This is a genomic window from Lacrimispora brassicae (assembly GCF_054772055.1).
In genome coordinates this window covers 104,121-118,889 of the sequence record NZ_BRYH01000055.1, presented here as the reverse complement: position 1 = coordinate 118,889, position 14,769 = coordinate 104,121, and the positions used below count along the sequence as shown (strand labels likewise).

Here is a 14,769-nt window from a genome sequence, read left to right as displayed (position 1 = left end):
TCCGTCTTATGTCATTAATCATCCAGATAGTCCTTAAGCTTCTTGCTTCTGCTGGGATGGCGCAGTTTACGCAATGCTTTTGCCTCTATCTGACGAATCCGTTCTCTCGTAACATTAAATTCTTTTCCTACCTCTTCCAGGGTCCTGGGCCGCCCGTCATCAAGGCCGAATCGCAGCTTTAAAACCTTCTGCTCCCGCTCGGTCAGAGTGTCAAGCACTTCCATAAGCTGTTCATGGAGCATGGTAAAGGTGGCAGCATCAGCAGGAACGGCTACCTGATCATCCTGAATGAAATCTCCTAGGTGGCTGTCCTCTTCCTCTCCGATGGGAGTCTCTAAAGATACAGGCTCCTGAGATACCTTCATGATCTCCCTGACCCGTTCCACCTGCATATCTGCCCTGGCCGCAACCTCTTCCGGCACCGGTTCCCGTCCCAGCTCCTGCAAAAGCTGTCTGGACACCCGGACCAGGCGGTTGATGGTTTCCACCATATGAACCGGAATGCGGATGGTACGGGCCTGGTCTGCAATGGCGCGGGTGATGGCTTGTCTGATCCACCAGGTTGCATAGGTGCTGAACTTATACCCTTTACGGTAGTCAAACTTTTCAACGGCCTTAATAAGACCTAAGTTTCCTTCCTGAATCAGGTCTAAAAACTGCATTCCCCGTCCAACATAGCGCTTGGCAATGCTGACTACCAGGCGCAGGTTTGCCTCCGTCAGCCTCTGCTTTGCATCATCGTCGCCCAGTTCGATCTTTTTGGCAAGTTCAATTTCATCTTCACTGGAAAGAAGGGGAACCTTGCCGATCTCTTTTAGGTACATGCGGACCGGGTCCTCCACGCTGATACCTTCCGGAACAGACAAATCGATACTCTCCATATCGATCTCTTCTTCCTCCTCGATATCTTCCTCTATGAAAAGATCCTCATCCAGCTCCAGTTCCTCGCCGCCGATTTGAAGTACATCCACCTTATTGCTTTCCAGAAAATCAAAGATCTGATCAAGCTTATCCGAATCCAGAGTCTCTCCCGCAAAAAAATCCAGAATCTCCTGGTTTTCCAGCACATTCCGTTTCTTTTTTGCCAAAAGAAGAAGTTGGTTTAATTTTTCCTCAAATGCAGCGGCCGCCTCCAAGGCTTTAGCCTCTGCAGCCTGATCCTCTTCTGTTTTCCTTGATCCCACCATTTTATCTGCCGTCTTCTTCACATTTTCGTCCATGTTCTTCCATCCTTCCACAGCCTGCCTATAGTGTACACCCTAATCCAGCGAAATATGCAAATCCTTTAGCGCAGCCTGTTCCTTTATAATATTCTGCAGTTCTATAATTCCTGCTGCATGGCGGCTGGCATGATTCAGACTGTTTTTTTTCACCTTCATAATCGTTTCCGAAAACGCTTTTTTTTGTTCTTCATTATCTAGGGACTCTTTTAAGCTCGCATGAAAAAGACCTGCGACTGCCCGGTATTGATCTTCCTCATGAATGAAATGATTCAAGATCTCGGCCGGATTCAATGTTCCGGCAGCGTGTCCGTCAAAAACCATCCGTGCCACCTTGTGATACAGTTCTTCTATAAAATCATCCGGAGTGATCACTCCGGTAATCTTATCAAACAGTAATGGATTTTCAATGAGCCAGGTAAGAAGCAGCCTTTGAGACTGCTTTACGCCGTCTTCCTTTTCCTTTTTCCGCTGTTTTTTAAGTATTCCTTCTTCCTCCCGCTGGGCTGAAACAGACGGTCCAAGAGAAGCGCCCAAGCGGTTGACCAGACGTTTTAAATCCTCATAATTAATAAAATACTCCCTGGATACCGCCTCCAAATAATTCTCCCGTTCCAGGGCCTCGGGAAATTCCAGAAGCTTCCTGGCTACCTGATTGTAAAATCCTGTTTTCTGCTCCGGATCATCCATTTTATAATTCTTTTTCAGCATATCAATTTCATACAGGAAGCTGTTTTGGGCCTCATCGATCCGTTGGCGGAAAGCCTCGGCTCCCAGATTCTTTATGAATTCATCGGGATCCTTGTAAGGCTGCATGTTTAGCACGCGAATGGACATACCCACTTCTTTGAGAATGGGAATGGCACGAAGGGCAGCCTTGACACCTGCACCGTCGCTGTCATAAGTGAGAACCACTTTATCCGTATACCGTTTTAAGAGCTGGGCCTGCTGGGAGGTGAAAGCCGTTCCCAGGGAAGCCACCGCATTGGTGAATCCAGCCTGGTGCATTGCGATCACATCCATGTAGCCCTCGCAGATCAATATGTACTTTTCCCGTGAAAGCCTGGCATAATTAAGGCCGTATAAATTCCGGCTTTTATCAAAAAGCTTTGTCTCGGGAGAATTTAAATACTTTGGTTCCCCGGCCCCCATGACCCGGCCTCCAAAACCGATGACCCGGTTATTCACATCCATTATGGGAAACATCACCCGGTTCCAGAACTTATCATAGGTTCCCCGTTCTTCAATGTTCACCAGTCCTGTCTGCTTTAACAGGCTGTCGTCATATCCCTTGCCCTTCAAATACCGGTAAAGGTCATTGCTGGTCTTGTTGGAATATCCAAGCCCGAACCTGGTTATGGTTTCATCACTTAACTGCCTGTCCCTTAAATAGCGGTAGCCGGCTTCCCCCTGGGGGTTTTTAAGCTGGTAATAAAAATAACTGGCGGCCAGCTTATTGATCTCTAATAGAGCGGACCGAAGATCCTCCTGCTCCCTGGCCTCCTTGCCGTACTCTGCCGCAGGAAGCTTCACGCCTGACCGGTCTGCCAGGACCTTTAAGGCCTCGGAAAAGGAATAGTTTTCATACTCCATGACAAACGTCAATACGTTTCCGCCTGCACCGCAGCCAAAGCAATAGTACATCTGCTTGGCGGGAGATACAGAAAAGGAAGGGGACTTCTCATTGTGAAAAGGACACAGGCCGAAATAATTGCTTCCCTTCTTCTGCAGCTTGACGTATCCCGAGATCACATCCACGATGTCGTTCTTCATCCGGACCTCTTCAATCACTTCTTCCGAATATCGCATGAAGCCTCATTTCTCCTTTCTCCTACATCCTCTTTAAATCGTTTTCCACGCTTTCGGGACAAACAGCTCTTCAAATTTATCAATGGCATAGCTGTCGCTCATGCCTGCAATATAGTCGCAGACCGCCCGTTCCCTGCTTTCCTTCCGTGCTTCCATTAAGGTGCGGTATTCCTCAGGAAGCTTGTCCGGGTGTTCCATATAGTAATTAAAAAGCATGACAATGAGATGCTGTGCTTTTCCTTCCTCTGCCTTTGGGATATCGCTTTTATAGACGTTTTCAAACATCCATGTGCGCAGTCCCTGCATGGCCTTCTCCATATCCGGGGACATGATGATCTCCGGCTTTCCATAGCTGTTGCCTATAATATCATGGATCAGATTGTTAAGCCTTTCACGGACACTGTAACCCAGAATACCCGTATAGCATTCCGGAAGATCTTCTTCCACAAACATCTTAGCCCTGATGGCGTCATCAATGTCATGATTAATATAAGCGATCTTATCCGACAGGCGGACGATGCCTCCCTCTAATGTGGAAGGGTGCCCGCTGGTGCGGTGATTTAAGATCCCATCCCGGACCTCCCAGGTGAGATTTAAGCCCAGTCCGTTCTTTTCCAAAACCTCTACCACCCGGACGCTCTGTTTGTAGTGGGCAAATCCCTGGGAGCAGATCTTATTTAGAATCGCTTCCCCGGAATGACCAAAAGGAGTATGACCCAGATCATGTGCCAGGGCGATTGCCTCCGTTAAGTCCTCGTTCATGCGCAGGGACTTGGCTATGGTCCTGGCGATCTGGGACACCTCCAGGGTATGAGTCAGTCTGGTCCTGTAATGATCTCCCTCCGGTGCCAGAAAAACCTGCGTCTTGTGTTTCAGCCTGCGAAATGCCTTACAGTGAATGATCCGGTCCCGGTCCCGCTGATAGGCAGCCCTGATATCACAAGCCTCCTCCTCCCGCTCTCTTCCTCTGCTGTTTTTACTGAAAGCGGCATAAGGATTTAAATATGCTTCCTCCCATTGTTCCGTGGATTCTCTGATATTCATACAATCACATCCTTCGCCCAAAGTTATGGTACATTATATCATATTTTCAGTAATTATAATACCCTATATTAAAATAATTGTTACAGTTCATCCATGCCATTCCTGATTTGGCGGATCTATCACAATTCCCAAAGACGGATGCATATGCCGCCAAATTATTCATGTGGTCTGTCCAGACATTTCCTGTATTGGCTGGGAAGGCAGCCATACCGCTTTTTAAATGCCTTGGAAAAAGCTCTGCTGTCCGGAAATCCATGCTTCATGGCGATTTCTCCGATTTCGGTGCGGGTTCCCACTAGCTCCTTAACCGCGTATTTGACACGCAGGTCAATCAAATAGGTTCGGTAATTGACCTGCGCATATTTTTGGAAGATCCGGGACAAATAGGTGGGGCTGAAACCAAAACGCCCCGCCACCTGGTCAAGCTTTATGTCCTGGTCATAATTTTCCCTCATGTACTGGGTGACCTTTGACAGCTTGTCGAGCTGTCTTTTCTGGCGGAGAACCTCCTTATCCATAGTTTCCGTCTTAAACTCCGTAACCAGAAGATATAAAAGCTCATAAAACTGGCTTTTCACCTTCAGGCTGTAGCCGTATTCCTGCTTTTCGTAGATGGAGAACATGGAAACCACCAGTTGTGTCAGCCTTTTATTTTGAGCCTCCCCCTTTTTCTCAAAGTTCACATAGCTTTCCTCTCCCATGTACCCCTCAAAGGTCTCTGCCGGTATTTGGAGCACTATGGTGATATTGGGATTCGGGCATTCAATGGAATGGACTTCATTGGAGTTAACCAGAACAAAATCCTGCCTTTCAAGGGATAGATGGCTGTTGTTGATGTAAAAATCAATTTCCCCCTCCTGAACCAGAAAGATCTCAACAGAGTGGTGCCAATGCTTTGTGACCTTATAATTTCCATCCCTGCCCTCAAAGATAAACATCCGAAAAGGCAGGTCATCATTGGGAATGACCAGTTCATGTCTGACTTCCATTTCACACCTCCCCAAACATACTGATTCCATTATAAAGCATTCCGGCCATTTTTCCAACGGCTTTTCTTTCTCCCCTGTTATACGGGGAGGCTGTCGCTGACACATAAAGCCCCGTATCCAAGCTCCGGATTGGGATATTGGGTAATTCCAGGAAGAGGCCTGGCCCCTCGAATCAAATAAGCCTTGATCTTTTCCCCGAATAAAAACGGATCCCTTCCATCTACGATCCCCCACTGCATCAAAAGGGCGGAGCTGCCGGTGACAAAAGGAGTTGCAAAGGAAGTGCCTGTTACTGTTTCATAGCCGCCTCCGGTCTTTGCGGCGATGATCCCCACCCCGGGAGCGGCCAGATCCGGCTTTACCTGATTGGTCCTCCTTGTAAATCCTCTGCCGGAAAAATCTGCATAAGACTGATAAGTGTCGTCATAAGCTCCCACGGAAATGACCTTGGAGGCCGTGGAAGGAATGGTCAGGGTGGTTTCAGGCGTGGCTCTTAAAAACCGGGTAGACTGGCTCAGCACTCCGGCAGAGGGCAGCCAGAGATCGTATTTACCTTCTACGATCTGCCTGGGAGTCAGGCGGAATCTCCATATCCCGCTGTCTATATAGGTATCAAGGGGAAGGAAATCCAGATAAACTTCCTGGGCCACGCTGTAAGGACCGGGTTTTCCATAGTACAGCAAGATCCTGGTATTTCTGTAGTTTATAGTCTGAGGCCCCAGTCTGCTGCTGATGGGTCCGATCACTTCTCCGGAAGGAGTTATGACACTGATATCAAACAAATCCGCATAGGATTTCCAAAGCTGCACGCTGAAGCTTTGCTGGTATCCTCCCACGCTAAGTTCAATCTCCTCAGGTCTGGACATTGTCAGGACTCCTGAGATATGGCCGCCGCCCACCCCTTCATTGCCTGTTCCCACCACGATCACGGTCTTCCCGTAATTGGATATATCGTCAAGAAAGGTTTCCAAAAGGCTGGTTCCGTCATGAGAACCATACGTATTTCCAAAGCTTAGATTAATGGCCAGAGGCATCTGCAAAGCAACGGCTTCCTGCACCGCAAAATTAACTGCCCGCATAAGCTCCGTGGTCCTTGGAAACCCGCTTTCCTGAGGGACTCCAAGCTTTACCACCAAAAGCGGACTTTCAAAAGCAATTCCACGGTACTGCCCATTGCCTTCTCTTCCGTTTCCGGCCGCAATGGATGCCACGGCTGTGCCATGGCCGGTGATGTCCACAGAAGGAACTAGCCGTCTTGCTTCCGCCCTGCTTCCTGTGGCCAGGGCCGCATTGATTTCTTCCGCCGTAAACACCCGGTCCAGGGTCTGGTCCCACAGACTTACAATCCTGGTGGTTCCGTCATTATTCCGGAAATCACTGTGATAATAATCGATTCCGGAATCAATGATCGCTGTTAAAACTCCTCTTCCTGTCAGGGTACTGCTTCCCTGCTGGACCAGATTGACACAAGAGGCCGCCTTTGCCTGATTGATTGCAAAAAACAGCCTCTTTGGTTTCTCCACATATTCGATTTGCGGTAGTTCACTTAACCTGTCAATGAGGGATTCGGGAACCGTAAGTATGGAGTATTCGTTCACCATCTGCTCTACCCGGATTCCCACCTGAGAAAGACCGCTTATGTCTCCGGAATGCTTTACGATCACATCCCATGACTTTTCCTCGGGATTATATCCTACGTTTAAATTGCCTGATTTCTCCCGCTCTTCAGGAGTTGCGCTGAGGGCAAGGTTTAACAGGTTTTCCAGTTTCTGATCTTGCATATGACATTCCTGCGTTTTTTATCATCCTACGCTGGAAATGTCATTCTCATTCCTTGCTCTGTTCTGCTTCCTTCACTTCTGTCCCATAATAGTAGAATTTCAGGATATCCTCGAAATTCTTTCCTCCCTTTGCCATGCCCTGAGCCCCATTCTGGCTCATTCCCACTCCATGCCCGAAGCCTCCTCCATAAATACGGAAGGTTGTAATGTTATTGTCATCAACACCCTGGTTTTCTATTGCAATATAAGCACTGGGAAGGGAGTCAAAATTCTTCATCAGGGTGCCATCCAGCTTGGTGATGGCCATATACTTATTTCCAAGCTTTGCCCTCACCTGTCCTTCTCCATTGACAGTCATAATGCCGTCGGAACCTTCGATCCTGAGTTTTTTCACGATTCCGCCGACTCCCCGTTCCGTTACCGTAATGTTTAAGATGGAGCCTACTTCGGTGATCTCCTCCTCCAACTGCCGGTTGGTAACGGTGGTCTCCCACCGGTACATGGGGAATGCCGAGTCATAGGCCGGATAGTCCTTTTTCTTTATAAATTCTTCAAAATCAGAGTTTGTAGACAGGTTTAAAACTCCCCTGTTCTCCTGAAGAAGGCAGCCGTCCAGATAGGGAAACTGGACCGGATCGCCGCCCCATACGCTTCCGTCGGTGGTGTGTCCGCAGGAGGTGGAAAAATAAAAGGCTTCAATTGGCTTATTGTCGTAAAACAACAGCTTTCCATAGGTTTCCCGCACTGCCTCTGCTGTTTTCGATGAGGTGGGAAGATTGTTATAAACCTGGAACCTGGTGCTGTCATCTACATGGGCGCCGTATTTGCTGTAGGCGTTGCCCTGAATCTGACGGAAGGCATAGGTTCTGGCACAGACAGCCTGGGCCTTTAATGCTTCCTTTTCATAGCTGTCAGGCATTTCGCTGGGCACGACCCTGGTCAGATAGTCTTCCAGGTACAGCTCGTTGATCAGCACCAGCCCCTCCCCTTCCTTTCGTATCTCAACGGTGCCGTCATAGGTTGGAGTTCCATAGGATCTCTGGATGGAATTAACGGATATGGTGTCCCCTTTTTCCAGGGGCGCTGCTACGATCCGTCCATCCTTCAGCCGTTCGTCTGTGGTATCAATGATCACTTCCGCCTTTGGCGGAACGTTTACTTCCTTTTCCCCATAAGACAATGACAGGCCGCTTTCGGCAGAGAGGGTCACGGAGGAATGGAAAACCGACTGAAAATTGGTGTTCATCAAGAGGACCCGGATGCTCTTTGCATCGAATTCCCTTACCAGCAAAGCTGCACATATTCTCCCGTGAGCTACCACAAAATCCTGTATGTCATATCCTACCAGAATGTCGGAAATACTTCGCTCTTCAAACTGTCCATACAGCCGGTATACTTTAAAATCCTTATCCAGCTTCAGGCTGCCATACCCCTCAACTTCAACGGAATCATCCTTTACTGCCAAAACCTTTCCGGATATCTTCTTTTTCTTCATGGTGACCTTCTGCAGGCTCCCTCTTTTTAAACTGATATCCGCAATGTTATTGGCAAATTCCTCAGGCTGCCCCAAAGATGCCTCCAGGGGAAAGGTTCGTTCTACTGAACCTAAGTATACGTGGAAGGCTCCTCCCTCTCCTGCGGTAAGCCAGACATTTTTATAGGTTATGGAATCAGTCACAGCTTCTTTTAATGCGATAATCTCTCCGCCCCTTACCAGAAGCTTTAACTCCCAGTCTATGTAAGAATCCAGGCTGATGCCTTCAAATTGGAAGTTTCCTCCGCTGGTATAGGCAGTCCAGGCTGATGCGGTTGTTACGTTGGTGGGAGTGCCGTAAAGAAGTACGTCAAGCTCCTTTATATTTCCTTCCTTGTCCAGGGTCTCCCTTAATTCTTCATACAAATACCACCATTCATCAGCCGGAATCTTCCTGTTCTGCTTTTTCCCGTTTTCATGAATTTTCTTTCCTGCGCCCGGAACCAAAGTTTCTGCCAGGCTTTCCGCCTCCTGATAGGTCAGAAAGCCTTCTGCGGTGTCCCTTTTTGCCGGTATTTCATCAGGATCAAGATAGCCGCCTGCGTACAGGTAATTCATGTATTTCACATACCAGTTATTCTGTTCCTTTTCCGGAAAATACTCCTGCTTCTGATCTGTCAGCATTTTTTCGCAGCTTCCTCTATCGGTAAGAAGGAGAGCGGCCGACTTATATGCAGCCCCTCTTGATATTCCCTCCGGTTCTGGTTCACTTACCAGGATAATTATAATGAGAATCAAAACCAAAAGAGGAATACCGACAACAAATCCGATAAATGTCTTTTTATTCATGCGCTCCTCTTATCTCATATATGTTTTTTTATCTTCATCGATCCGTTCCAGGTCAAAGTAGTCTGCCGTTTTAAGAGAAAGGTTCTTTTTCCCAAGAGAACGGTTCACCAGTCTTGAAACCACGCTGTAGAACACCGCAAAGGTGGGCACAGCTATGATCATTCCCACAAAGCCCATAAGCCCTCCGAAAAACAGGATGGAAAACAGCACCCAAAAGCTGGGAAGGCCTGTGGATTGTCCCAGTATTTTCGGCCCCAGAATATTTCCGTCAAACTGCTGGAGCAAAAGGATGAATATCAGGAAATACAGGCATTTGATTGGGCTGACCAAAAGGATCAGGAACGCGCTTGGTACTGCTCCGATAAACGGACCGAAAAACGGGATCACATTAGTTACTCCCACGATCACGCTCACTAACAGTGCATAAGGCATTTTCATGGCGTTTAAAAGGACAAAGCACATGATTCCGATAATCAGGGAATCCAAAATCTTACCCGTTATGAATCCGCCGAATACCCGGTGAACAAAGCGGACCTCATCAATTGCCTGGTTAGCCGTTTTTACAGAAAAAACACTGTAAATGATTTTCTTGCTCTGGGCAGAAAGGGTTCCCTTAATGTTTAAGAGATAAACCATAACTATGACGCCGATCAGAATGTTCTTAAGAACAAGCACCACGCTTAACAGTCCGCTGGAAAGGCTGCCGATCAGCGTAGACATGTTGGGGACAAGGTCAGAGGTCATCCAGCTTTGAAGCTGGCTTGTCAGCCGGTCATACATGGGAATGACTGCCCGTTCCACGGAAGGATTATCCTCAAACATCTTCTGAAGCCACAAAGCCAGATTGTTGATATTATCGCCCAGTGTCTCCTGGAGTCCCATGACACTGGTATAAATCTCGGGAATGATCATCCAAAAGAGGCCGACTACGATCACAAACAGAAAAATGAGGCTGACTAAGGTTGCCATGGCGCTGGATACGGACCTCACCCCGTTTCCGTTTTTCCACATGGAAGAAAGCATGCGTTTTGTAATGTCTCTGGACTTGTTATATACCGGCAGTAAAAGATATGCAAGCACAGCGCCGTAAATAACCGGCATAAGAATTCCCACAATTAATTTTGCCGTATCTTTTACAGATTGGAACCTGGAAAGGAAAAAGGCAAAGGCAATACTCAAAGCAATAACGGAAAGGGCTGTGATCCCCCAGCATATATAGCTCCCAAATTTTCTTTCTTTCATTGAAATTCTCCTAAGTTTTAAGATTGACTTCTGTCTATTCTATACTTTACCATACTTTACCATAAAGTTAAAGCAGCGATTTCTCGCTGCTTTTTTCTTTAGTAACCCCAAAATGCCGGTTCTTACTTATTGACGCCTAGCCTTGCTAGGTGGGCAACCTCACTCAGGTTTCTGCCTTCCACTGCAACGGAGGCCTGACATCCGCCTGAAAATATCGGAATCCCATGAGTCATAATGTAGGTTCAAAAAAGGTAAGAGTGTCGCACATCTCAGGAATTACATTCCCATGTTTTCTATGGTCTTAGTATACACTACTTCGATTTGTTTTTCAAGTTCCTTTTCCTGTCAGTTTTAATTTTCATATATGGGATCAGACCGCAATATGTTTGCTGCCAAGCAGTCTTCCATGCTCAACATACAGTTCCAGAAGTCTTAAAAGAGAATCGCAGGATTCTTCATGGATGATCAATTCCAACCCTTCTGCAGTGGACAAAGCCAATACCGAAAGCAGCGATTTTGCATTTACCATGCTGTCTCCGTAAGCTAAATTCATTTTTTCTTTACACGCTCCCGCAATTGAGACAAACTCCAGGATGGATTCAACTCCCCAGAATCCGATCTCCACCTTTTTCATCTCTTGTATTCCTCCTGATTATCCAAATGTATCCCGGTTTTTCTGCCGGACCGGCACAGGAGAACGCGTTCCTGTTCCAGCGTCAGAGACTCAGTATAGCATACTATAAAAGATTCTGCAAATCAAAAATTGTTTCTGCCAGAACATCTGCTCCGGCCTCTTTTAACTCCTGCCTGCTTCCGTAACCGTACAGCACCCCTACAGAGGCAATTCCGGTTTCCTTTGCTCCCAAAACATCATGTTTTCTGTCTCCGATCATCACCGTCTTGTCCAAATCCCTGATCCCGCATTCTTCTAAAACGTAACGGATCACATCGGCCTTTTTCACCCTGGTTTCATCCATGTCGGCGCCGCCCATAAACAAAAAATAGGAATCCAGCTCAAAATGTTTGAGGATCATCCTGACAAAGACCTCGGGCTTTGAGGAAGCCACATAAAGTTTTTTTCCTGCCGTAAGAAAAGACTGCAAAACCTCTGCAACGCCCTCATACGCCTTATTTTCATACAACCCTTTCCCGGAAAAATACTCCCGGTAAATGTCAATGGCCTTTCTTGCCTGTTCCTCGTCAAAGCCGTAATACTCCATAAAGCTGTCTTTAAGGGGAGGCCCGATAAAGCAGCAAAGCTCATCCAGGTTTTCCACCTCAATGTCAAAATGCCGGAGAGCATACTGGACAGACTTGGTTATCCCTTCTTTTGGATCTGTAAGGGTTCCGTCTAAATCAAACAAAAAATAATCTTTATTCATGGTTCCTCCTGTATGGTGGAACTAAGGAAAACACCCTTTGCGAGTTTTTCTTAGTTGATGCGGCACTCACCCAATGAATAAGCAAGCATATTCATCGGGCTCATTGCCCGGGCAAAAAACAAAGACGAAAAAGGGAATTCCTTTTTCGTCTCTATGAAATTTTTACTTTAATTCCTCAACAATTTTCTGAAGAGCTGCCAGGGCATCATCAGGAAGCTTGTCATAGCCTTCCTTAACAGTTGCAGTATTGGCAACGAATTTCACGCGGTCTTCCATACGTGCCTTTAACTGCTCTGCGTAAGCAGCATCATTAAGGTCCGGAACAAAGCCTTCCCACTCAAAGATTTCGATATCAGAGAATGGTCCCCACTGCTTGAACTGGGCTGTCTTGTCCACAATGGCTTCCAGGATGCCTAAGGTATCCTTTGGCTGAACCTTCTTACCCATGAAATCACCGGTATTAATAATATAGCAATCTACGTTCTTCTCTTCTACCAGTTTTTTAAATTTCTCATAGTCATTGACCAGAGGATAGGTTCTGAATGGGTTTGCATAAGGTACAACCACCAGAGCATTGGGATCAGCTCCCGGTGCCAGTCTTTCCGCTGATGATCTCTTTGTTGCAAGAGTTGCACCCATGACAGATGCCAGGGAAGCTCCTTTTAATTTTACTATCGGCGGAATGGTAGGATCCTTCATGATCCAGAAAATCGCATTGACCGGAGCATCGATCTTATCCACACGGTTAGGAGACCACAGTTTTGATTTGATGGCACGTCCATTGCCGTTTCTGATATCCTCTGTTACCAACTGGATCTTTCCATCTTCGTCTAAGGTACAGGAGCAATTCTGGGCAGTTAAAAGATATTTATTATCTTCACAGCCGGTGGGGTAATCCTGTGTTTTATCAAAGTATGTAGGTTCTATTGCCACAGATGAACAGGTGTCGGTATTGATAATGAATGCATCGTCATGGAGAACCGTAACATCATATTTTCCGCCATGCTTTGCATGGGTAATGGTGGATTTTCCTGAGCCGGATAAACCAAATACAGATGCAACATATTTTGAACCATCAGTTAAGTTATATTCTTTCTGTCCGCCATGGCAGGAAGCATATCCGTTGCGGTTAGCAAGAGCCCATACCATAGTAAGGGTGCCTTTTTTGTGCTCTCCGAAGTATCTCATACCCAGGATTGCCGCACAGTTCTGGTCCGTATTAAAGTAGCATAAACATTTTGGATCGCTTAAACAGGACAGATCAACTCCGGGACGGTCAGAACCGTTCCACTGAGGATCAGAGAAGATATAGATATCCGTTTCTTTTCCATCACCCACCGGTTTAGAAGCTTTATACATTTTCGCATATTCATCAGACATATACTGGAAGTTCAGCATCCAGTTATACAGAATATTTTCTTCCCCTTCCGGAATAAGAAGATGTACCTTCACCATAAATTCAGGGTCAAGTCCAGCAAAAACTTCCGCATGATACATTGTCTTCCAACGGGTTTCATAAACCGCATCCATGACTACCTTATCCAGAGCTGGGCAATTTACTCCAGGCTCTCCTGCAATTCTTCTTGCAGTGGCATAACGTCCCGTAATCGCCCCATCGTTAAATAAGAGAACTTTGGCATCCTGATCAAGGCCAAACTCCTCTCCCCTATATACCGGCATATCCGTTACTACGGTTCCCGGCGAATTTTTTGCCAATTCATATGCCTCTCTCAGAGTATTGACTTTAATTACATTGTTTCCATAAAACGGAGCTTCAATGATCGAACGAGTGGTTGCAAAACCTGGTTTACCCTTTCCGATTTCATTAATTGGATAATAAGCTTTTGTTGACATAGAAAAATCCTCCTTTTATAAAATCCAAATTTGTCACTATTATCTCACTTTGTTAAGAAAAAGTCAATGATTTCTATTGCAATTTTCCAAAAAAATGAATATATTTAAGATATGCTATACATTATACGTACAATATAGGGAAGGAAAGCTAATTATGATTCATATTTCAAAAGATGGCACAGGAGATTTTAAAAGCATTGGAGAGGCTCTTCGTTCCCTCCCGGCGGACCATGTTTCGGAACAGATCCTCTACATTCACAAAGGGCTCTATGAAGAACAGATTACCGTAACCGTCCCCCATGTAACCTTTGTAGGGGAAGATCCTGAAAATACCATTCTCTCCTGCGGCCTTTACGCCCGCATGGTCATGGAGGATGGGATGAAGCGGGGTACCTTCCGCACCTATTCCTGTCTGATCGATACCCATGATTTCACCGCCAGGAATCTCACCTTTGAAAACAGCGCAGGAAAAGGGGAAGACGTGGGACAGGCTTTAGCCCTTTACGCCGATGGAGACCGGCTGTTTTTCGAAAATTGCCGGTTCCTGGGAAACCAGGATACTCTTTTTACCGGCCCCCTTCCTCCAAAGGAAATCGAGCCCAATGGCTTTATAGGGCCAAAGCAGCATGCCCCACGGATCAATGGCCGCCACTATTACAAAAACTGTTACATAGAAGGGGACATCGACTTTATTTTCGGCAGTGCAACGGCTTATTTTGAGGGCTGCACCTTCTTTTCCAAATACACGGGAAAGGAAATCAGCAGCTATGTAACCGCCGCTTCTACTCCAAAAGGACAGGAGTACGGCTATGTTATGGAAAACTGCCGCTTTGAAAGCAATTGCCCCGCCGACAACGCATATCTGGGGCGTCCATGGCGAGAGTATGGAAAAACCGTGCTGTTAAACTGCTACATGGATGACCATATCTGCAAAGAAGGCTGGCATGACTGGAACAAGGAAGAAGCCCATATACATACCTTCTACGCCGAGTATGGCAGCTTTGGTCCCGGGGCTGTGATGGAAAAGCGGCCGGACTGGATCCACCGCCTGACAGAAGCTGAGCTTAAAAGATTTACAAAAGAAGCCGTCCTGTCCGGCCCGGATGGCTGGCAGCCATAGATCAA

At 46.7% G+C, this 14,769-nt stretch carries 11 protein-coding genes and 1 other RNA gene; 1 reads left to right on the top strand and 11 read right to left on the bottom strand.

The genetic code is table 11. The annotated features are described in order from the left end of the window. Positions 1-14: 14 nt before the first annotated feature. The 11 genes from rpoD to ACYVD3_RS24695 form a co-directional block, all read right to left on the bottom strand. Entirely contained in the window at positions 15-1,220 is a 1,206-nt protein-coding gene (gene rpoD / locus ACYVD3_RS24745; protein WP_460645165.1) for an RNA polymerase sigma factor RpoD, read from the bottom strand. Between the two features lie 39 nt (positions 1,221-1,259). Then, complete coding sequence (dnaG, locus tag ACYVD3_RS24740) at positions 1,260-3,029, bottom strand: DNA primase (RefSeq protein ID WP_460645164.1); 1,770 nt, start codon at positions 3,027-3,029, stop codon at positions 1,260-1,262. Between the two features lie 33 nt (positions 3,030-3,062). Further along, entirely contained in the window at positions 3,063-4,073 is a 1,011-nt protein-coding gene (locus ACYVD3_RS24735; RefSeq protein ID WP_460645163.1) for a deoxyguanosinetriphosphate triphosphohydrolase, read from the bottom strand. A 155-nt stretch (positions 4,074-4,228) separates the two neighbouring features. Further along, positions 4,229-5,062 (bottom strand): AraC family transcriptional regulator, encoded by an 834-nt coding sequence (locus ACYVD3_RS24730; RefSeq protein ID WP_460645162.1) that lies wholly within the window; start codon positions 5,060-5,062, stop codon positions 4,229-4,231. 77 nt (positions 5,063-5,139) lie between these two features. Next, on the bottom strand, positions 5,140-6,843 hold the full coding sequence (locus tag ACYVD3_RS24725) for a S8 family peptidase (RefSeq protein WP_460645161.1): 1,704 nt from the start codon (positions 6,841-6,843) through the stop codon (positions 5,140-5,142). Positions 6,844-6,889: 46 nt separating this feature from the next. Next, positions 6,890-9,166: a SpoIID/LytB domain-containing protein gene (locus ACYVD3_RS24720; protein ID WP_460645160.1), complete on the bottom strand. Its 2,277-nt coding sequence runs from the start codon at positions 9,164-9,166 to the stop codon at positions 6,890-6,892. Between the two features lie 9 nt (positions 9,167-9,175). After that, positions 9,176-10,408, bottom strand: a complete 1,233-nt coding sequence (locus ACYVD3_RS24715) for an AI-2E family transporter (RefSeq protein ID WP_460645159.1) — start codon at positions 10,406-10,408, stop codon at positions 9,176-9,178. 100 nt (positions 10,409-10,508) lie between these two features. After that, positions 10,509-10,687, bottom strand: a non-coding RNA gene (gene ssrS, locus ACYVD3_RS24710) — 6S RNA. 91 nt (positions 10,688-10,778) lie between these two features. Next, on the bottom strand, positions 10,779-11,042 hold the full coding sequence (locus ACYVD3_RS24705; protein ID WP_460645158.1) for an HPr family phosphocarrier protein: 264 nt from the start codon (positions 11,040-11,042) through the stop codon (positions 10,779-10,781). A 103-nt stretch (positions 11,043-11,145) separates the two neighbouring features. After that, a complete protein-coding gene (locus ACYVD3_RS24700; RefSeq protein ID WP_460645157.1) occupies positions 11,146-11,790 on the bottom strand; it encodes an HAD family hydrolase in 645 nt (214 codons plus the stop codon). A gap of 162 nt (positions 11,791-11,952) precedes the next feature. Next, entirely contained in the window at positions 11,953-13,644 is a 1,692-nt protein-coding gene (locus ACYVD3_RS24695) for a phosphoenolpyruvate carboxykinase (ATP) (protein WP_460645156.1), read from the bottom strand. A 154-nt stretch (positions 13,645-13,798) separates the two neighbouring features. Between ACYVD3_RS24695 and ACYVD3_RS24690 the strand changes: the two genes are divergently transcribed. Further along, complete coding sequence (locus ACYVD3_RS24690; RefSeq protein ID WP_460645155.1) at positions 13,799-14,764, top strand: pectinesterase family protein; 966 nt, start codon at positions 13,799-13,801, stop codon at positions 14,762-14,764. The last annotated feature ends 5 nt before the right edge of the window (positions 14,765-14,769 follow it).

What these genes read in the sequence shown, in the direction of transcription:
- ACYVD3_RS24705 (WP_460645158.1), bottom strand. Translation starts at nt 11,042, where the DNA reads ATGAAAAAGGTGGAGATCGGATTCTGGGGAGTTGAATCCATCCTGGAG.
- ACYVD3_RS24715 (WP_460645159.1), bottom strand. Translation starts at nt 10,408, where the DNA reads ATGAAAGAAAGAAAATTTGGGAGCTATATATGCTGGGGGATCACAGCC.
- rpoD (WP_460645165.1), bottom strand. Translation starts at nt 1,220, where the DNA reads ATGGACGAAAATGTGAAGAAGACGGCAGATAAAATGGTGGGATCAAGG.
- dnaG (WP_460645164.1), bottom strand. Translation starts at nt 3,029, where the DNA reads ATGCGATATTCGGAAGAAGTGATTGAAGAGGTCCGGATGAAGAACGAC.
- ACYVD3_RS24725 (WP_460645161.1), bottom strand. Translation starts at nt 6,843, where the DNA reads ATGCAAGATCAGAAACTGGAAAACCTGTTAAACCTTGCCCTCAGCGCA.
- ACYVD3_RS24695 (WP_460645156.1), bottom strand. Translation starts at nt 13,644, where the DNA reads ATGTCAACAAAAGCTTATTATCCAATTAATGAAATCGGAAAGGGTAAA.
- ACYVD3_RS24735 (WP_460645163.1), bottom strand. Translation starts at nt 4,073, where the DNA reads ATGAATATCAGAGAATCCACGGAACAATGGGAGGAAGCATATTTAAAT.
- ACYVD3_RS24700 (WP_460645157.1), bottom strand. Translation starts at nt 11,790, where the DNA reads ATGAATAAAGATTATTTTTTGTTTGATTTAGACGGAACCCTTACAGAT.
- ACYVD3_RS24730 (WP_460645162.1), bottom strand. Translation starts at nt 5,062, where the DNA reads ATGGAAGTCAGACATGAACTGGTCATTCCCAATGATGACCTGCCTTTT.
- ACYVD3_RS24690 (WP_460645155.1), top strand. Translation starts at nt 13,799, where the DNA reads ATGATTCATATTTCAAAAGATGGCACAGGAGATTTTAAAAGCATTGGA.
- ACYVD3_RS24720 (WP_460645160.1), bottom strand. Translation starts at nt 9,166, where the DNA reads ATGAATAAAAAGACATTTATCGGATTTGTTGTCGGTATTCCTCTTTTG.